Here is a 16,885-nt window from a genome sequence, read left to right as displayed (position 1 = left end):
CCAAAACACTGTTTTACCTAACACGCAAATATGCAAAGTATCCCAAATGCTTGTCTGAATTCACCGAAGTGAGCTTCCGAAACAAAACAGACCAACAGGAATGCCAAAATGGCAAAAAAACCAAAGACGCGGGAAACACTGGAAGAAATCCTCGCCTCGTGCTCGGATTCGCTGTTTCCGGACAAAATGGGCAAGGCGCCCGTGACAATTCACAGTCGCGATGCTGACGGCGACACGCCGCTGCACGTGATGCTGTGGCGCGACAACACCTACGCCATCATGCAGCTTATTGAAGCAGGTGCCGAAGTAAACGAAGCTGGTGATATGTCCGAAACGCCTCTTCATATCGCAGTGAAAAAGCAGAACCTTGCTGCAATCGAGGTATTGTTAAAAGCTGGAGCTCACACGTCTTGTGAGTCAGAATTTGGGCAAACTCCTCAAGACTTGGCAGAACAGCTAGGCGGAGATGTTCTGCGCTTGTTCAAAAACTACTGAACGATTGATGGTTCGCTTACCGCTGCGGTTTGTTGACGTGACGGCCTGTGCTTTCACAGGTCCCTGATCCAGAACTGCAACGGCTTAAGTGTCTCGCCCTCTTGACCGATGTCCTTCCACGAAAACTGTGCGATCACACCGGGTAAAGGCGCGTAACCCCGCGCGCGCCAAAAGGCATCCAACGGTCTGTAGTTTTCCGGTCGCATCGGGTGGTTCGTTGGACGTTGAACACCGCAGAAAGCGCATTTGGTAAAGCCAAGGCTGCGGGCGTGGGCCTCGCGCAAGTCGAAGAATTTATGCCCAACGCCTTGTCCGCGATAACGTGGCAGCAATACGGATTCTGCGCAGTAAAAGATTTCGGACAGGTCAAGCCCAGAGCCGTCGAAGGCAGTAGCAAAATCGTCGGCGTGATCGGTCAAAGGCGCCCCGGTTGACGCGCCGACCAAAGTGTCGCCTTCAAACGCCCCGACCACGATCGCTTTGTTGCTGTCACGATAAGATTGTAGGTATTTCCGCTCGTATTCCAGATCACCATCGTAGAGATACGGCCACGCCCGAAACACTTCGATCCGCAGGCGCGCAACATCGTCCAGAGCGGCCTCCAGCGCCGCTCCGATCACGGGGCGGACGGCAGTAATCTTAGTCACCAGACACCTGTTTGGTCCAATCGGCTAAGTTGTAGAAGGTAGTCACACGGGTGATTTTACCGTCCTTCAGATCAAAGAACGACCCTGCGGGTAAACAATAGCTTTGTCCGTGGGCCTCTGGCAAACCTTCGTCGGTTTCCAGGTAGGTGCCGTTCACGGTGAATTCAGCCGCTGCGCGCGTGCCGCCTTCGGCCTCAAACACGACGATGCCGGTCAAGTTTTCGCGGTAGCAACGATCCATATGGGCGCAAAACGCTGCAAACTGCTCTTTGCCGACACGAATCTGGCCCTCATTTACGTGATGGGCCACGTCATCCGACAAACAGGCCAGCATGGTCTCAATGTCGCCCGCATTGAACGCATTGAAATAGGTTTTTACGGTCTGGTTCATGGTCACTCCGTAGGTTCGCCCCAGCGGTCTTTTAGATGTTTGATAATCTGATCGCGGGTCTGTCGGTAGTGATGTAGCTTTTGTTCGCGGTTCTCACCTAGTCCGGTAGGGTCCATTATTGGCCAATAATCGACATCTAGGTGAAAAATACGGGTCAGTTCCAAAGCTTTACGCTGACTGGCTGGCGATAACGCAACGATCAGATCGAACGAGCTGAGGTCGTCACCCCATTCCTGCATTTCATCGAAAGACCGCGATCGGTGGCGCGACAGCTCAACGCCGATCTCGTGACAGACTGTGATACAAAACCCGTCGATCTCAAGGTCGTTATGCACACCAGCGGACTGAACATAAGTGCCGGTGCCATAGAATTTTTTCATAATGCCTTCGGCCATCGGAGACCGAACCGAGTTGTGGTCGCAACAAAACAGGACCGACTGCGGCAGAGGCGTCACCCGTCACCCCCCGAAGTGCAGCACGCAAATCAGCGTGAACAGACGGCGGGAGGTGTCAGTGTCAATATCCGCCTTTCCTTCAAGCCGCTCCTGTAGAACACGGCTGCCCTCGTTGTGGATACCGCGTCGCGCCATATCTATGGTCTCGATTTGGCTGGGCGGCAAAGACTTGACCGCGTCAAAATAGCTTTCGCAGATTTGGAAGTAGTCTTTGACCACTTGCCGGAACGGCCCTAACGACAAATGAAACTCAGCAGCTTTTTCTTCAGCCTCGGTCGCGATGTCAAAAACTAAACGTTTGTCTCTGATCGACAACTGCAAATGATACGGCCCTTCTGGCACAGTACGGTCACCCCGTTGAGGTAGGGTAAAGCTGTTCTCTTCCAACAAATCATAGATGGCAACCTTGCGCTCCTGCTCGATCTCGGGGGTCGGCGGGGGCAGGTTTCGATCATCCAGTTCGATATGTGAAATGCGGCTCATGTTGTGTGCAGTCCGTTGAGGTTGGGACAGACTTAACCCAACCAAAAAAAATGAACAATCTGGGAATGCATTCGATCGACTGCACGCTCGGGTCAATCCAGTATTTTTTCAGCAAATGATCAAGCAACAAGCCCGATTTAAAGCTTTGCGTTGCTTCAGAATTCGCCGAAGCCACAAGCCGCATAAATGATTCAACATAACGCCTGCCACCCGGGCCGATCCAGTTTCGAAATGTCAGGATCATTCCACAAATTGCGTGAACGTGGCGAGCTTCTATAAACCAAGATAAGCGGCGCTGCTTTTTTGAACGGGTCGAGTACCCGAATGCTTAATCATTTAAACGTTTCAGCCGCGCCCCAACAGACAAACCATGTGCTTCCAAACTTTCCGACTGCGCCAGTTGCTCAGCTGCGGGACCAATCGCGCGCAGTGCTTCGGGCGTCATCTGACTGAGCGTTGTTCGCTTGAGAAAATCCATAACGCTGAGACCGGAAGAAAACCGTGCCGAACGTGCAGTGGGCAACACGTGGTTAGGGCCGCCGACATAATCTCCAATTGCTTCTGGCGTGTACTGGCCCAAGAAGATCGCACCTGCGTGGACGGTTTTTTCGCTGAGCGTTATCGGGTCGGCAACGCACAACTCCAGATGTTCAGGCGCAATACGGTTCGACAAAGCGGCGGCCTCGTCCAGATCGCGCACAGTGATGACGGCCCCAAAATCGCGCCAGCTTGCACCAGCGATGGCGCGCCGTTGCAAGGTTTCCAAACGTGCTTCGATCGCCTGAGACACGGCCGATCCAAACGCCGCGTCGTCGGTGATGAGTATCGACTGCGCGCTTTCGTCATGCTCGGCTTGGCTAAGCAAATCCAATGCGATCCAATCGGGATCGTTGTCCTTGTCAGCAATCACCAATATCTCGGACGGTCCAGCAATCATGTCGATGCCGACCTTGCCGAAAACCCGGCGTTTGGCAGCCGCAACAAAGGCGTTGCCCGGACCGGTAATCTTATCCACCGGCTTGATCGTTTCGGTACCGTACGCCAACGCGGCAATCGCCTGAGCCCCACCAATGCGATAGATCTCGTCTACGCCCGACAGTCGCGCAGCGAGCAAAACCAACGGGTTCACATTTCCATCTGGCGTAGGCACTACGATTGCTAGCCGCGCAACACCCGCGACCTTGGCCGGGATCGCGTTCATCAAAACCGACGATGGGTACGAGGCCAACCCACCCGGTACATACAGCCCAGCTGCGGACACAGCTGACCATCGCCAGCCAAGCATCGCCCCAGTTGCATCGGTCCATTGATGATCTTCAGGCATCTGCTTTTCGTGATACGCACGGATGCGGACAGCAGCCAGTTCCAATGCGTTGCGGTCCGTGTCCGAAACCTGAGCAATCGCAGCATCAATCTCTTCAGCCGAGAAAGCCAGTGTTTCAGGCGTCAACTCAAGCCGGTCGAATTTAGCGGTCAATTCAATGACAGCGGCATCACCGCGAAGGCGCACATCCTCGAGGATCTGCGCCACGGTGGCATCCACGTCCGGGCTATCTTCGCGCTTGGCCGACAGCAGCGCCTGAAAGGCTGCTTCGAACTCTGGCGACGTTGTTTCGAGGAAAACGGGCATTGTCAGGCACTCCGGAGCGTTTCACGGGGACATATCGTCCACTGGGATTGGCCTCAACCCTTAGTCCTTGGGTTGTAGCGATTTGCGCATCGCGAAACAGGAGACGTCACCACGCGCGCCGCATTGGCCTGTCAACTTCCACCCGTGACGCTCATAAAAGCCCTGGGCGGTTCGGGTCGCTTCCAAATGGAGATCTGAGTAACCGGCTGCAACCATCTCTCGCTCCATCCGGTCCAGCAAATCAGCTCCGATACCGTGGCCTGTGTGATCCGGGTCGATATAAAGCAGCGTGATTTCTTCGTTGCGCAGGCCTCCAACGGCGGCTATCTGCCCAGCACGTTCTGCCAGCCAGATGTGCGCGCCACCAGTGATCCAGACCCGGATCGTCTCAGGATCTTTGTTCAAGGTCCACTGCGCGATAGCCTGAGGATCATTATTGTGATCCGCGACGCAAAGCTGAGTGATCGAACGGATCAGCACCCGGCTTAGGTCAAACACATCAAAGACAGTAGCGCGTCGCAGCGTTACTTGGGCCGGGGTTTTTGAGAACACCTGAGATATGCCACGCTTGTTTTGCATCTATTCAGGATGATGTGGGGCTTGACCTGATGTGGCCTGATAAGGGCGCGTGACATCTTTGAGCGTTGCATCCAACGCTTCGACCTTTAGCCGAATGGCCCCATCTCCCGCCAAGGTCAGCAGAATTTGCCCTGCACCATCCTCACCGGCCTCAAAATCAACAGACAAAAGCGACATCACCATGTCCTTGTCGCTGCGGTCGATACCTTGGCTGGCCACGGACAGAACTGAATCGAATACCAGCACGGATTGCACGCGTTCAAAGGGGCGGTCGCGGCGGGTGGCCGCGTCCTTATCTTCCCAACGGAAACGGTTCAACAACAGGCCGAACCGCCGCTGCGACGGGTGCCAGGTCATCTCGGTAATCGGAAACACGGCATCCTGCGTCAAGGTCGAGATCACCTGCAGATCATCTGCATCCTCGGCCCCCAGGTTCAGCGGGGCTTCGCGCCCATCGTGAAAACTTGCGTCAGTCATTAGCTCTTGATCCGTTCGATTTTGGCACCCACACCTTCCAGCTTGCGCACCACATGCTCATATCCGCGGTCCAGATGATAGACCCTGCTTACAGTCGTTTCCCCTTCGGCTGCCAACCCGGCCAGTATCAACGACACCGAAGCCCGCAAGTCTGTCGCCATTACAGGTGCACCCTTTAAACGCTCTACGCCCGTGACTGTGGCCGTGCCTCCGTGCACTTCGATATTCGCGCCCATGCGCACCAGTTCAGGGGCGTGCATGAACCGGTTTTCAAAAATGCGTTCTTCCAGAACTGCGGTTCCTTCGGCCGTGCACATCAATGCCATCATTTGCGCCTGCAGGTCCGTCGGAAAACCGGGGAACGGTTCAGTCACCACATCCACCGACGTTAAACGCCCATTTTTGCGGGCCACCTTCAAGCCGCTGTCGGTTTCCGACACGCTAACACCCGCAGCGTCCAGCTTTTGCGCAAAGGATTCAACCAGCGACATGCGACCGCCCAGCAGCTCGACTTCGCCACCACAGATGGCGGGGGCCAGCATATACGTCCCCAGTTCAATCCTGTCGGTCACAACCTGATGGGTCGCGCCATTTAGACGGTCGACGCCTTGGATTTCGATGGTTGAGGTCCCCTCACCCGAAATCTGTGCCCCCATCTTACGCAGGCACTCGACAAGATCGACGATCTCGGGTTCGCGCGCGGCGTTCTTCAGAACCGTCGTGCCTTTTGCCAGGGTGGCCGCCATGACAATGTTTTCTGTCGCGCCTACGGACGCAAATCGCATCTCATGCACCGCGCCTTTCAGGCCCCCGGGTGCCTCGGCATGCAGATAACCGTCTTTGAGCTCAATCTTTGCGCCCAGTGCCTCAAGCCCCTCAACGTGCAAGTCCATAGGGCGTGCGCCAATCGCACAACCACCGGGCAGAGACACCACCGCTTGCCCAAACCTTGCCAGCAATGGGCCCAGCACCAAGTTTGACGCCCGCATCTTGCGCACAATGTCGTAATCCGCCGTCTGGCTTGTCAGGTTATGGCTGGACATCGCGATAACCTGCCCATCCTGCAACGATGAAACCTCGGCCCCAAGCGATTGTAGCAATGCGGTCATGGTCTTGATGTCGCTCAGCCGCGGCGCGTTGGTTAGCGTCAGCGGTTCTTCGCTCAGCAAGGTTGCGGGCATCAGCGTCAGACACGCGTTCTTAGCGCCCGCTATCGGTATCTGACCGTTCAACGGACCGTTGCCCGTTACCAGAATCGAATCCATCTGCTCTTATCCCTCGTCCTTATCGGCATTGTCGGTTTGCGCCGCTCGCGCTTTGGCCTGCGCCTTGCGCCGCGCCATATTCGACTTCAACGCAGCTTTCAGCCGCTCTTCGCGCGCCTCTGCGGATTTGCCTTGTTTTTTTGGTGTATTTTTATCTGTCATGATCTTTCTCTACAGGAGGTGAAAAAAACCGTCCAGACACCCTTGCGCCGCGTTTCGTTTGAGTCTAATCACCCGCCCACAGCGCTGCTGTAGCTCAGAGGTAGAGCACTCCCTTGGTAAGGGAGAGGTCGAGAGTTCAATTCTCTCCAGCAGCACCATGCTTCCCCGTACACATTAGAAAACTACGCCAAACCAAAGGCTTACGTCGCCCGACTCCTATGCAGGAGTCCTACACAGTGAGCCTGACAATGCCCTAACCGACCAAAGACAAGAATAGCGGTATTTTTTACCTTCGGGTGCGCGTTCCGGCTGATTTGACACGACTCACTGGGAAAGCCGAGGTAACAACATCGCTTCGCATCCGAGAACCAGCAGAAGCGAAAGAGCGGCTTAGATCGGCAGTAGCGTCAAAAGCGGTTTGATCTCACCAGCTAAATTGCCACCTGTTTTTCGGGAAGCGGTGACGACCAGTGGCGCGACTACGACTTGCGAATAAAGTTGATTATCACCGCCCCCACACAAACCATGAAAGCCCCACCTATGGAGGCTCCAATGGCCTGAGCGATACCTGCTGAAAAGTTATCTACATGCGTGTTTCCTATGGCAACTTGCGCCCCCAAGAGTGCAACCCCGGCCAAGGCACCTACACTTGCCGCACGTTTTAAGCTAATTTTTTCCATTCTATCTTTCTCGTTGCCACCTACAGTACCCAGCCCGTCTGAGACGTGATTTGGCCGCTGGCGTCTCTAGGTGTTTGTATCGACCAACGGAAAACCGAGCGCAACCAAGAGCGTGTCCTGCGGCGATAACAGCGGCTCCTATGCCCTGCCTATCGGCATAACAAACACCAACGCAACGGTCGTGTGTGCATTCCCCATTTTTTATGCACAAGGCGGATTTGCAGCGCGCCACATTCACAAGCGCTTCGTTACGCAAACAGATCAGATTATCGCGCAAAGCCCCCCGATATGATCGTCTACAACCTTTTTCGGGCTGCGTGATCTGATCAGCAATCCAAGCGTGTACATGCCGTTTGCCAGCAGTCCCGCCTTCCGAGCATTATCGTCGTCAGACGAATTCGGTTTCGCTGATCGCAAGAAATCAGAAAAGGCATCCGTCAAAAGTTTGCGGTTTTTTGCAGCCAATTCTGCCGCCACTTCATCTGTCCCAGTGACCTCAACCATGCAGTTGCACACAAAACACCCAAGTGGTTCACCCTTGGGGGTCAGTTGGCGCATGGCAAGATCCAAAAATTTCCGGAAACCTTGCGCATTGGATTCCAGCTTTGAGATTTGACTGACGAGGGGCTTGGTTACTTCTTGATTGTACCGCTCGAATGCAGACAGAAACAATCCATGCTTCGACCCAAAGACAGAGTACAATCCGTAGTTATTGACGCCAGTACCAGCGATTAGGTCTTTAATAGACGCATCGTGGTAGCCTTTGCGCCAAAAGACCTCTAGCGCGTCTTCAACCGCTTTATCCGGATCAAATTCTTTTTGTCTTCCCATGGCACTATTCCGTTGGTTTTGATGCGCACTTACATCTTAGACCAGGAAACTTCCAGTTGGGGTCTGGCAGCACCGCCAGACCCGCAACAAAGTTACCATTTTTCCGCAAAGGGGCGGATCGTAGTTTCAAACGACCACGTGGTCTTATGCTGGTGCGTCAGGTGATAAATCTCCTCGGCGATACCGTCAGGATGCGCGAAAAAGTCTTCTCGCTCGTGCGGCCAGTCTTTCGGTGGTATTAGCCATCTTGGTCGATCTTCATCGCCTAGGCCCAACCAATTCACATCAATTGCGGCATCAATAGTCAGGTAACTGACATGGATTCCTTCTGGCCCCAAATCACGCGCCAGCGCCTCGCACAGGCTTCTTTGAGCAGCCTTTGTCGGAGCGAACAACGCATAGTTTGGAACGCCGCGCAGAGAAGCCGTGTTCCCGGTAGCCAAGATCGACCCACCGCCATTCGACACAATCTTGTCCGCAAAATAGCGTGCGAAAATCAAGAGTGCGGTCGTATTGACGCGGAAGTTTCTCTCAATATCGAGCGGTTCCAAGTCGCGGAACCGACCGAAGCTGTGCGACACTGCGTTGTGAATAAGGACCTTTGGACAGCCCAATTCAGCTTCGATACGCCCCAGGCATGCCTCAAACTGCTCCAAGTCTGAGACATCGCAAACGAAGGCGTGAACGCTATCGATCTCGCCCTCAAGTGCTTTAAGGCGCTTCTCGTTGCGTGCGATCATGGCAACGCGATAACCCTGCTCAACGAATTTTCGCACGGTCGCGCTGCCAGTCGCATCACCTACGCCGGTAATTACGCAAAGAGGCTTGTCCACTAGGACGCTCTCCTCATCCCTTTTTTCGAAGTGTAAGGCGCGCCGTATTTTTGGTTTGTCTCACCCTCAGTGATCACAGTCATGATTTCTGGATCGTATTCGTAGGTCCGGATCCACTGGCGAACACCCTGATCCTTGGGCATGTTCGAATGCGGCGACCGTGCTTTTTGAGTGTACTCAACCTCGACCATCCGACAGGCTTGACCGCCAAACCCGTAGGAATAATCGGTGTCTCCCGGTCTTACAAATCTAGCTTGGTAAAGCTTCCAGTACTGGCCATCATGCTTGAATATGGCAAAAGTCATCTCATGTGTGTCGTACTGCCAGTGCCACGTTTCGTCTTGGTAAATTTTTTCCCAATCAGCGTAGTGGCTGCCGTCGGCGAATGTTTGGCCTTCAATGACCCAACCCAGAGTGTCAGACATTGTCACAGTTCCTTTTCATAACGTTCGATATGAAAATAACGAAGTCGGGCCACAATTCAAGATAGTTTTCGCATTTTTTGCTTAACAGGTTGATGTGCATGATTACTTTCGGGAACGTGAAGCAAAGTTTCCCGTGCGATTTCGACCCCAGACCTCGGAGTCAAAACTCAGCATCAGAATCTGAAGGGCTGAATAGCCAGTGAACAGATTTCACAATTTGCAAAGACTAAAAATCCAGCCAAAGCAGGCACTGCATTGGGCGACAATACCGGGGAATAAGTGAGGCTTTCCCCATCAATTAAGAAACATGGCTCATTAGTCGGCGTTACGACCGCATGCAAAATCGGCGGATCACGACATTATCCTTGCTTTGCCGCAATGCTTACTACGGCTGCATTAGCATGTGCAGATTATAGCCGCGCAGATACAGATTGGGTGAATTGGCTTTGCATCCTGAAAACCAATTACTCAGGTAAATTTCAGCGTCCCAAGCCCATTGGGCTCGATTCTCTTGGGTTTAAATTAATGATCCATATTCATGGATTAATTAATGTTCTGCACGCTCCCGTTAGCCTATTATTAGGTCAATCCGAAGCTTTGGGTAATCAAGTTGATCGCAATAGCTCCCGGCATCACTTGACCTTCAGGCGTCGGATTACCGCTTCACTCTAGACTACCGCTCGTAGCTTTCAAACGACAGCGCACGAGCAACCGAAACCGAAAGCAGTGGCCCCGGCTGCTTATACACAAGCCCAGTATCCGGTGCCCGCAGGAAAATACTCTGGAACGAGCTGACAGACCAGCTCTGCGTTGGAACCGCCATTTGCAGGATTAGAAGACATGATCGAATTGTTGGGTTGGACGACGGGCAATACCTACCGCGTTCTGATCGCGCTGGAAGAAGCTGCGCTGCCTTACCGCGTGAAGGCGATCAACCTACGACAAAAAGAACAGCACGAACCCAGTTTCGCCTCGCTGAATTCAATGAAACAAGTGCCAGTAATCATTGATGACGACGGATTGGGGGGCGGCAGGCTAACGCTGACCCAATCGACCGCAATTCTACTGTATCTTGCTGAGAAATCCGGGAAACTGCTGCCCGAAAGTTTGCCCGAGCGTTTTCGCACTCTTGAGGCACTGAGCCTGGTAATGACCGACTTGGTCGCTCCGATTAACTTTGGCCTCAGCATGGAACGTGAGGAAGATACACGGGATGCGCTGATCTTCGGAGAGGCAAAGGCGATGAGCGCGGTGTCCGCCATTGAGAAGCGCCTAAATAGCCAACAACACCTAAGCGGAGACGATTTCGGAATAGCGGACTGTGCTGCTTACCCGATGATCAACTTGCTTGGAGCCGACAAGCTCAGCGAGTTTCCAGCAACTTTGAATTGGTACCGAACCGCGACACGCCGTCCAACGGTTCGCAACGCACTGAACGTGCAATTCTAACTTGGAGAAAGGAGACCATCATGTGTGGGGACCATCAAAACTTCGATGAATTCGCTTTTTCTAAACAACCAGGGTTCGACGAATCCGCTGTTCGAAAAGAATTCGCTAAGGCTGTGCCGCTAAAAACTGTTGTAGTGTATTGCTACGACCCTCGCATTGCCCAAGTACCGCAACTCGTTGCTGAAGAACTTGGCCAAACTCACCCTGGCGAAATCGTCACTGATGAGAATGGCAACAAAATAGCTTCCACTACGAACGTATTCGAAGTTTGCGTTGCAGGGGGCCGCGCCTTTGACGCCCTTCGCTCTGTGACAGTAGCCCAGCATCTGTTTGGCATCGAAAACGTTGTCATTGTGCATCACACGCATTGCGGTGCCACATCATTCACCAAAGATGGCATCATCGCTGCATATAAAGACGAACACGATGCGGATATCGAACCACTCTATCCCGCAAAAAGTATTTGCATCAGTGACTATAACGAGTCGCTGGAGCATGATGTGCAGATGATGCGGCAATCAGCCGGCACGCCCAAGCACGCCAACATCTTTGGCTACCTGTACGACATTGATGAAGAAAAACTGATCAAAGTCACAGAGTCTTTGGCTGCTTAAACCTGTGCCTGTGGCCATCAGTTCACCTGGTGGCCACAGTGCCCGTCTCTGGAGTTTCCAGCCAACCCAAAACGGCTATGCGTACTCCGCAAAATACCTTTCGATTTCTGCTGTTGTCGCACCATTCATAATGGCACCTGCCAGCAAAATCCTTGCTTTCTGAGGCGTAAGGTTCTGAGCACCAATGAGACCCTCAATCTCGTTTTGCAGCAATGCTGGGGTTGGACCAGTAATTGCGCGAGAGGACATCACAACCTGAACGCCGGAGGCTCTTGCTCTTTTCAGCTCACTACGCTGATCCGGGGTCGCGTATCCAGGTGCCAACCCTGCGACAACCAAGCCGGACACACCCGCCGCAACAGCTGATGTTATCTGAGCTCCGTCGGCACCGGCATATGACGGAATTATATCCACTCGTGGAAGGCACTCATCATCAGGCCACTCAAGCGTGAAGCTTTTGGTCTTTCGTTTACGCCTGAAAACAACAGATGCGCCTTCTATCGATCCTTCGGCTCCAGCCGGATGAGATTGAAACGCATTTAACGAAAAATTCGCCGTCTTCGAAACTTCCGGTGCAGCGTGGACCTGACCATCCATAACGACCAAAACACCGCGACTTCGGGCTTGTTCATGCGCGGCAACACTGAATGCGCCCCAAAGATTGTAGGCTACGTCTGACGAAAGTGTGTTGTGAGGTCGCTGAGCGCCTGTAAAAACAATCGGCAACTCAAAGTTCGAAAACAGGTCAATAGCAAAGGCGGTCTCTTCAAGTGTGCCGGTGCCGTGGGTCACCACTACACCATTAGCTGCGCTGCCTATTGAAGCCAGCTCTGCAAGCAAATCCTTCCAAAATTTCTGATCGACTTCTGTACTGGAGACCGGTTTGAAATTGGAGCACGTTATGTCAAAGGAATTCGCCAATTGAGGAAAAGTAGTCAGCAAAGCCTCGGCAGATAGCCTCTGACCTGACATAGGGTAATCCCAGTAGTCAGTCGGCGTTCGAGCTACGGCTGAGATGGTTCCGCCTGTGCCGATCAATCGTAGCTTTGGTCGCAAGCTCGCACCTCTCTCATCTGAATGTTTAGATTGACTATGTTTGTCCAGTACTTGCTAGTTCCTCAAGAGCTTTGAGCGGAAGTTCTGTTAAGCGCGGGCTTGGCGAGATGTACTCGCAAACCCGCGCCCAGTCTTAGCTAGCTTTCTTCAGAGCCGATTCCAGCAATGGTGCATAGCCTTTTTCCGCGAGCGATTTACCGACCATGCGGAAGTAGTTTTCGTTGCCTTCAATACCGAGAGCATCAACCAGACGGTTAACGTAGCTGAACAAAGAAACGACGTTGATCGCATCTTCGATAGCTTGCTCGCTCCAGCCTTCTTTGACCAGTTCGGCGATGTCACCCTCGCCTACTTCTTCTGGCTTGCTGGCTAGTTTTGCAGCAAACTTCAGCAGTGCAAGAAATTCAGGGCTAAGTTTGTCCGTGTTGGGTGCAGCCGCAAGCCCGTCAATGGTTTCCCAATCCACATTGAGAGCAGCCAAAGTCCAGCGGTGCGCGCCAACGCAGAAGTCGCAACCATTGATCCGCGACACATGCTCGGCAATCATTTCACGATCTGCTTTGGACAAATCAGACGGGCGGGTCATTACACGCTCGATAAAGTCCAGCATTGGGGCATAGAGCGCAGGATCTCTTAGAAAGACATCTGCAACACCGGGCATTCCCTTTGTGTAGCTCAGGTACGACATAGGATTTTCCTTTTCATAACGTACATTATGAATCGCATCTAATTGGGCTGTTGAAAAGTTTCAATGGCTGCGCACTGAGTAATCTTAATTGAGGTGTGTTCAGTAAAATTCAGGATTGAAACGGTGCTTTCAACAAGCCCGATGCCACACATCACCTTTTGCTTTTTGCGTTAAAATAGGTGGCAAAAACGAAGTGGCAGAATAACATGAAAGCTCGAATATTTTTCAGCGCCACTTTGCTAAACGTATGAAATTTCAGCCTGAAAACAAGAAGAGAAACCTCAACGGCCAAATCACGTTTTTTCGTCGCGCCTAGATTGCACATACCCGTCGCGTATAGCGCCTAGACACCTTCCCACTGCAAATAAATTTCACCGAATTAGGGGAATGTGGCGCTTGTCCGCGTACCATAGGATGCTTTACGTTACATTGGTTGATCTTAATTCATCTAACGACCTTGATCGCGCATCATACTGCAGCCAAGTGAGCAATCCCACTTAGCTGCAATAAACGTGACAAAACTCGTTTTAGCTGTAACGAATTTCCATCTCTTTCATCACACTACCGTAGCCACCGGCCATCAGGCTTGCGATCTTTCCGTCGTTGATCTCAAGGCTCACGGTGATAATGCTTGGAGACGCGGGCTTCATAAAATCGCCTTGAGCAATGGTCAGATCTTCCTGCTTCACTCCGATTTTATCGTACAGCAAACAGGCAAGTGGGCCAGCGGCCATACCTGTCGCGGATTCTTCATCAATCGCGTACCGGGGCGCGAACATTCTGGTTGTTGCACTTACCTCGCTCGACCCTGTGTCCATCGCAAAAACGTAATAGCCAATGAGGTCAAGCTTTTCGCTGATTTCGTTGATGGCAGATTGATCCGGTTCGATGTCTGCGAGGATTTTGGAGTCTTTCACTCCAACGACAACGAAACTGTTTCCAGTGTTCACCAAAATAGGCTCGCCATCTGTCAGAAGATCATCGCGGCTCAAGCCCAAAGAGTTCAGGACGTCCCCTTCGCTAACCCCTCTGCCGGCCCAACTTGAGGACTCTTCATACTTGGGCGCTAGCTGCTCCATATAAGCTGCGCCTTCACGCAGAATTATTCTCCGCGGGCCATCGACCGTTTCTTTGGACGTATTTCCGTCCTGTGCTCGATCGATCTCGGAAAGATAGCTGAACGTTGCGATTGTTGCGTGTCCGCAATGCGCAATACGGCGGTTTGGTGTGAAGAAATCCAGCTTGAAACCTTCCGTTTCCGACGCAGAAACGAACGCTGTTTCAGAAAGGCCAACTTTCTGAGCGATTTCAAGCATCTGTTGTTCAGAAAGATTGTCTGCATCAAGGACCACACCCGCGGGGTTGCCCCCATATGCGGCGTCGGAACCCGACGCAGGTGTCACAAACCCATTGACAATGCGTGCTGTAATGCTGTGTGTCATAACATCACCCTTTATTATGTTCAATTTAGAAAGTAATACTACTAATAAGAGGTATCCACTTATATATTCATAAGGATTAATTATGAATGAGTCACAGGAGCTTGCTCGGAAACTTGCTGCCAATGCTGATTTGTTGGCCGCTATTTTTGAACGTGGGACCTTTACCGGGGCGGCCGAACAAGTCGGAATTGCTCAGCCCGCCGTAAGCCAACGTATTCGAGGTCTGGAAGAGGCGCTCGCTACGCCACTATTTGACCGCACCACTCGCAAACTCAAACTTACACCAATAGGTGAAACAGTTTGCAAGGGCGCAGTCGAGAGCACCGCGCATTGGGAGAAAATCGTTGATAGCATTGAAGAACTTCGGAACCCACAAGCAATAAGGATCTCCGCGTCTTCCTCACTGGCGATGAAGTGGATAATTCCAGCTTTGCCCCGCTTGATGGCTGGCGGCATAGAAGCCGTGGTCAAGGCTGACGACGGTGTTGTTGACCTCCGTCAAGGGGGTGATCAGTTGGCTATAAGGTATGGCATTGGACCGTACCCAGGCAACCATAGTGAGGTGCTTTGCTCCTCTCGCCTAGTTCCTGTCGCCGGGCCGAAATCGTCCGTTCCGGAATTGGCAGAAGACACTTTCTCACTAAATCCAAAAATCTTGATCTCTGACAGTTCAGGCGCGACTGATGGGACTGAGTTTAGTTGGGCCAGTTATTTCAAAGCACGTTCGTGGGACGCAACCTTGCCAAGTGGAGGTCTAAATTTTGCGCGGGCAGATCTCGCGCTTCAGGCCGCAATTTGCGGTATGGGTTTTGCACTTGGTCGCACGCTACTGATTGAGGACGATTTGCAGAATGGCTTTCTAGTACAAATGGGAAAAAGTGTAGAGACCAAGGCCAAATACTGGATCGTGACAACAGCGTCGTTTTCTACCACGCCCGCCTACAAGATCGTACGTGACTTCCTGAAAGCGGAAGTTAAGCGCAGCCAAAGCAAATACAGTCTGTAATCGTGCGAGCCCAACAGTAAAGAGCGACCTTTGTGACCCTGACTTGGTGTTGGCTATACTAAGCAAGGTCATTTTTTCGCGCATTTGGGAATTCGAAGTCCGCGGCGGCATTGGCAAATGCAGACACGATGTAGCCCCTTACCAATTGCCGCGCTTTAGAGCGGTCACAGCCCCCAGTGGGAATTGACAACACAGCATCGCCCCGCCCGGAAATAAGCAACAGAATTGCCGTTGGCCGCGTAGCAACCAACGGCAAATATTCAAAGCAGTCGGGTTGCCATACCACCATCAACGGCTAGCGGAGAACCTGTCACAAAGCTCGCCCTGTCTGACAACAAGAACAATGCAGATTGAGCAACTTCCTTAGGGTCCGCCATTCGTTTCATGGGATGCAAACCAGCAATGAACTCGTGCGTTTCTAAATCAACACCAGCCATTTCAGTTTTTGTTCCACCCGGCAGAATAGTGTTGACCCGTACTGCCATAGAAGCGTGGTCAACTGCCAGAGACTGTGCGAGCCCGATCAATCCTGCCTTGGACGCAGCATAGGCACCCATTCCAGGCATTCCCCCATTGCTGTAGCCAACAAAACTCCCAGTGAAAACGATAGATCCCCCGCCTCGTTTCTCCATAGCAGGGATCTGAGCTTTTGCTGCGTAGTAGGCGCTGGTAAGGTTTGTTGAAATTACAAACTGCCAATTACCTGAATCCATTTCAGGAATCGGCTCCATGTCCCCTATAACGCCTGCATTGTTCAAAGCTCCATCCAGTCCACCAAAGTTCTGCTCGGCCAATTCAACAAGATCTTTGGAATATTCTTCATTTGTCACGTCACCTGCGAGATAGACCGCACACCCGTTGCTCTGCGTTATTTGCCCAGCGATCCTGCTTAAATGAGACTCTCGGCGGGCACCCAACACGACGTTAGCCCCTTCGGAAGCGAACAAAAGTGCTGCCGCAGCGCCTATCCCGCTGCTAGCGCCAGTTATGATGATGGTTTTATCTCTCAGCTCCATGGTCATGCCTTTCAATTGTTGCATGCCGTTCAGCTAGTGGATGTGGCGCGTTTTAAGCGACCCGATTAATGCGATTGTTCAGGAATCGAAATTGAATGCGCAAGAAACGGATCGCTGTAAATCCAACGATCGGAATCCAGCGCAAAGCTATATTGCTAAATCCGAAGTCTTGGGAGAAAAGCCTATGCGCAATTTAGATACGATGTACTTAGCCGCCAATGGATTGCAGTTGGGCATAACTGATTCATCCGTTGCATGAGG

Annotated in this window: 22 protein-coding genes and 1 tRNA gene; 6 read left to right on the top strand and 17 right to left on the bottom strand. The window is 52.4% G+C overall.

Annotated features, from left to right (window positions below; translation table 11 throughout):
* The first annotated feature begins 108 nt into the window (after nt 1-108).
* Nucleotides 109-495 carry an ankyrin repeat domain-containing protein gene (locus ACR0L3_RS17045; RefSeq protein ID WP_480746950.1) on the top strand — a complete coding sequence of 129 codons (387 nt, stop codon included), beginning with the start codon at nt 109-111 and terminating at the stop codon, nt 493-495.
* Nucleotides 496-548: 53 nt separating this feature from the next.
* Here the strand turns inward: ACR0L3_RS17045 and ACR0L3_RS17040 are convergent, their stop codons facing one another.
* The 9 genes from ACR0L3_RS17040 to ACR0L3_RS17000 all read right to left on the bottom strand — a co-directional run bounded on the left by ACR0L3_RS17040 (nt 549) and on the right by ACR0L3_RS17000 (nt 6,584).
* Entirely contained in the window at nt 549-1,142 is a 594-nt protein-coding gene (locus ACR0L3_RS17040; protein WP_480746948.1) for a GNAT family N-acetyltransferase, read from the bottom strand.
* Nucleotides 1,135-1,533 carry a ketosteroid isomerase-related protein gene (locus tag ACR0L3_RS17035; RefSeq protein ID WP_480746947.1) on the bottom strand — a complete coding sequence of 133 codons (399 nt, stop codon included), beginning with the start codon at nt 1,531-1,533 and terminating at the stop codon, nt 1,135-1,137. The genes ACR0L3_RS17040 and ACR0L3_RS17035 overlap by 8 nt, the downstream gene beginning before the upstream one ends.
* 2 nt (nt 1,534-1,535) lie before the next feature.
* Nucleotides 1,536-1,988, bottom strand: a complete 453-nt coding sequence (locus ACR0L3_RS17030) for an arsenate-mycothiol transferase ArsC (protein ID WP_480746946.1) — start codon at nt 1,986-1,988, stop codon at nt 1,536-1,538.
* A 3-nt stretch (nt 1,989-1,991) separates the two neighbouring features.
* Nucleotides 1,992-2,471 (bottom strand): UPF0262 family protein, encoded by a 480-nt coding sequence (locus ACR0L3_RS17025; RefSeq protein ID WP_480746945.1) that lies wholly within the window; start codon nt 2,469-2,471, stop codon nt 1,992-1,994.
* Nucleotides 2,472-2,799: 328 nt separating this feature from the next.
* A complete protein-coding gene (gene hisD / locus ACR0L3_RS17020) occupies nt 2,800-4,101 on the bottom strand; it encodes a histidinol dehydrogenase (RefSeq protein WP_480746944.1) in 1,302 nt (433 codons plus the stop codon).
* Nucleotides 4,102-4,161: 60 nt separating this feature from the next.
* Complete coding sequence (locus tag ACR0L3_RS17015) at nt 4,162-4,680, bottom strand: GNAT family N-acetyltransferase (RefSeq protein WP_480746943.1); 519 nt, start codon at nt 4,678-4,680, stop codon at nt 4,162-4,164.
* Nucleotides 4,681-5,157 carry a DUF2948 family protein gene (locus tag ACR0L3_RS17010; RefSeq protein WP_480746942.1) on the bottom strand — a complete coding sequence of 159 codons (477 nt, stop codon included), beginning with the start codon at nt 5,155-5,157 and terminating at the stop codon, nt 4,681-4,683.
* Nucleotides 5,157-6,422: a UDP-N-acetylglucosamine 1-carboxyvinyltransferase gene (murA, locus tag ACR0L3_RS17005; RefSeq protein ID WP_480746941.1), complete on the bottom strand. Its 1,266-nt coding sequence runs from the start codon at nt 6,420-6,422 to the stop codon at nt 5,157-5,159. Before murA ends, ACR0L3_RS17010 begins: the two co-directional genes overlap by 1 nt.
* 6 nt (nt 6,423-6,428) lie before the next feature.
* Nucleotides 6,429-6,584 carry a hypothetical protein gene (locus ACR0L3_RS17000; RefSeq protein WP_480746940.1) on the bottom strand — a complete coding sequence of 52 codons (156 nt, stop codon included), beginning with the start codon at nt 6,582-6,584 and terminating at the stop codon, nt 6,429-6,431.
* An 83-nt stretch (nt 6,585-6,667) separates the two neighbouring features.
* Here ACR0L3_RS17000 and ACR0L3_RS16995 point away from each other — a divergent pair.
* Together ACR0L3_RS16995 and ACR0L3_RS16990 are read left to right on the top strand one after the other, a co-directional pair.
* Nucleotides 6,668-6,742: transfer RNA gene (locus tag ACR0L3_RS16995), tRNA-Thr, on the top strand.
* Nucleotides 6,743-6,865: 123 nt separating this feature from the next.
* Entirely contained in the window at nt 6,866-7,006 is a 141-nt protein-coding gene (locus ACR0L3_RS16990) for a DUF6538 domain-containing protein (RefSeq protein ID WP_480746993.1), read from the top strand.
* A 57-nt stretch (nt 7,007-7,063) separates the two neighbouring features.
* Here ACR0L3_RS16990 and ACR0L3_RS16985 read toward each other — a convergent pair whose 3' ends face one another.
* The 4 genes from ACR0L3_RS16985 to ACR0L3_RS16970 all read right to left on the bottom strand — a co-directional run bounded on the left by ACR0L3_RS16985 (nt 7,064) and on the right by ACR0L3_RS16970 (nt 9,353).
* Nucleotides 7,064-7,264, bottom strand: coding sequence for a hypothetical protein (locus tag ACR0L3_RS16985; protein WP_480746939.1), 201 nt, complete (start codon nt 7,262-7,264; stop codon nt 7,064-7,066).
* Nucleotides 7,265-7,525: 261 nt separating this feature from the next.
* The gene (locus ACR0L3_RS16980) at nt 7,526-8,095 is read right to left on the bottom strand and encodes a TetR/AcrR family transcriptional regulator (protein ID WP_480746938.1); all 570 of its coding nucleotides are present in this window, start codon (nt 8,093-8,095) and stop codon (nt 7,526-7,528) included.
* A gap of 92 nt (nt 8,096-8,187) precedes the next feature.
* On the bottom strand, nt 8,188-8,928 hold the full coding sequence (locus ACR0L3_RS16975) for an SDR family NAD(P)-dependent oxidoreductase (protein WP_480746937.1): 741 nt from the start codon (nt 8,926-8,928) through the stop codon (nt 8,188-8,190).
* Entirely contained in the window at nt 8,928-9,353 is a 426-nt protein-coding gene (locus ACR0L3_RS16970; RefSeq protein ID WP_480746936.1) for a hypothetical protein, read from the bottom strand. The genes ACR0L3_RS16975 and ACR0L3_RS16970 overlap by 1 nt, the downstream gene beginning before the upstream one ends.
* Before the next feature lie 840 nt (nt 9,354-10,193).
* Here ACR0L3_RS16970 and ACR0L3_RS16965 point away from each other — a divergent pair.
* Both ACR0L3_RS16965 and ACR0L3_RS16960 read left to right on the top strand, forming a co-directional pair.
* Nucleotides 10,194-10,802 carry a glutathione S-transferase family protein gene (locus ACR0L3_RS16965; protein ID WP_480746935.1) on the top strand — a complete coding sequence of 203 codons (609 nt, stop codon included), beginning with the start codon at nt 10,194-10,196 and terminating at the stop codon, nt 10,800-10,802.
* Entirely contained in the window at nt 10,742-11,416 is a 675-nt protein-coding gene (locus tag ACR0L3_RS16960; RefSeq protein ID WP_480746934.1) for a carbonic anhydrase, read from the top strand. Before ACR0L3_RS16965 ends, ACR0L3_RS16960 begins: the two co-directional genes overlap by 61 nt.
* Before the next feature lie 75 nt (nt 11,417-11,491).
* On the opposite strand, the gene ACR0L3_RS16955 is transcribed toward ACR0L3_RS16960, so the two are convergent.
* The 3 genes from ACR0L3_RS16955 to ACR0L3_RS16945 form a co-directional block, all read right to left on the bottom strand.
* The gene (locus tag ACR0L3_RS16955; RefSeq protein WP_480746992.1) at nt 11,492-12,454 is read right to left on the bottom strand and encodes an asparaginase; all 963 of its coding nucleotides are present in this window, start codon (nt 12,452-12,454) and stop codon (nt 11,492-11,494) included.
* A 151-nt stretch (nt 12,455-12,605) separates the two neighbouring features.
* On the bottom strand, nt 12,606-13,160 hold the full coding sequence (locus ACR0L3_RS16950; protein WP_480746933.1) for a carboxymuconolactone decarboxylase family protein: 555 nt from the start codon (nt 13,158-13,160) through the stop codon (nt 12,606-12,608).
* A gap of 527 nt (nt 13,161-13,687) precedes the next feature.
* Complete coding sequence (locus ACR0L3_RS16945; RefSeq protein WP_480746932.1) at nt 13,688-14,602, bottom strand: PhzF family phenazine biosynthesis protein; 915 nt, start codon at nt 14,600-14,602, stop codon at nt 13,688-13,690.
* A gap of 82 nt (nt 14,603-14,684) precedes the next feature.
* Here ACR0L3_RS16945 and ACR0L3_RS16940 point away from each other — a divergent pair, with 82 nt between their 5' ends.
* The gene (locus tag ACR0L3_RS16940) at nt 14,685-15,608 is read left to right on the top strand and encodes a LysR family transcriptional regulator (RefSeq protein WP_480746931.1); all 924 of its coding nucleotides are present in this window, start codon (nt 14,685-14,687) and stop codon (nt 15,606-15,608) included.
* A gap of 260 nt (nt 15,609-15,868) precedes the next feature.
* Here the strand turns inward: ACR0L3_RS16940 and ACR0L3_RS16935 are convergent, their stop codons facing one another.
* Complete coding sequence (locus ACR0L3_RS16935; protein WP_480746991.1) at nt 15,869-16,624, bottom strand: SDR family oxidoreductase; 756 nt, start codon at nt 16,622-16,624, stop codon at nt 15,869-15,871.
* Nucleotides 16,625-16,885 lie beyond the last annotated feature (261 nt).

The organism is Ruegeria sp. CK1, from assembly GCF_056536545.1.
Note: the sequence above shows the minus strand (reverse complement) of the source record. Positions and strands in the feature narration are given on the sequence as shown.

Excerpts from the sequence above, each read along its gene's own strand:
- ACR0L3_RS17045 (WP_480746950.1), top strand. The coding sequence starts at position 109 with ATGGCAAAAAAACCAAAGACGCGGGAAACACTGGAAGAAATCCTCGCC.
- hisD (WP_480746944.1), bottom strand. The coding sequence starts at position 4,101 with ATGCCCGTTTTCCTCGAAACAACGTCGCCAGAGTTCGAAGCAGCCTTT.
- ACR0L3_RS17010 (WP_480746942.1), bottom strand. The coding sequence starts at position 5,157 with ATGACTGACGCAAGTTTTCACGATGGGCGCGAAGCCCCGCTGAACCTG.
- ACR0L3_RS17000 (WP_480746940.1), bottom strand. The coding sequence starts at position 6,584 with ATGACAGATAAAAATACACCAAAAAAACAAGGCAAATCCGCAGAGGCG.
- ACR0L3_RS16985 (WP_480746939.1), bottom strand. The coding sequence starts at position 7,264 with ATGGAAAAAATTAGCTTAAAACGTGCGGCAAGTGTAGGTGCCTTGGCC.
- ACR0L3_RS16940 (WP_480746931.1), top strand. The coding sequence starts at position 14,685 with ATGAATGAGTCACAGGAGCTTGCTCGGAAACTTGCTGCCAATGCTGAT.
- murA (WP_480746941.1), bottom strand. The coding sequence starts at position 6,422 with ATGGATTCGATTCTGGTAACGGGCAACGGTCCGTTGAACGGTCAGATA.
- ACR0L3_RS16980 (WP_480746938.1), bottom strand. The coding sequence starts at position 8,095 with ATGGGAAGACAAAAAGAATTTGATCCGGATAAAGCGGTTGAAGACGCG.
- ACR0L3_RS16945 (WP_480746932.1), bottom strand. The coding sequence starts at position 14,602 with ATGACACACAGCATTACAGCACGCATTGTCAATGGGTTTGTGACACCT.
- ACR0L3_RS17015 (WP_480746943.1), bottom strand. The coding sequence starts at position 4,680 with ATGCAAAACAAGCGTGGCATATCTCAGGTGTTCTCAAAAACCCCGGCC.
- ACR0L3_RS17025 (WP_480746945.1), bottom strand. The coding sequence starts at position 2,471 with ATGAGCCGCATTTCACATATCGAACTGGATGATCGAAACCTGCCCCCG.
- ACR0L3_RS17035 (WP_480746947.1), bottom strand. The coding sequence starts at position 1,533 with ATGAACCAGACCGTAAAAACCTATTTCAATGCGTTCAATGCGGGCGAC.
- ACR0L3_RS16935 (WP_480746991.1), bottom strand. The coding sequence starts at position 16,624 with ATGGAGCTGAGAGATAAAACCATCATCATAACTGGCGCTAGCAGCGGG.
- ACR0L3_RS16965 (WP_480746935.1), top strand. The coding sequence starts at position 10,194 with ATGATCGAATTGTTGGGTTGGACGACGGGCAATACCTACCGCGTTCTG.
- ACR0L3_RS16970 (WP_480746936.1), bottom strand. The coding sequence starts at position 9,353 with ATGTCTGACACTCTGGGTTGGGTCATTGAAGGCCAAACATTCGCCGAC.
- ACR0L3_RS16950 (WP_480746933.1), bottom strand. The coding sequence starts at position 13,160 with ATGTCGTACCTGAGCTACACAAAGGGAATGCCCGGTGTTGCAGATGTC.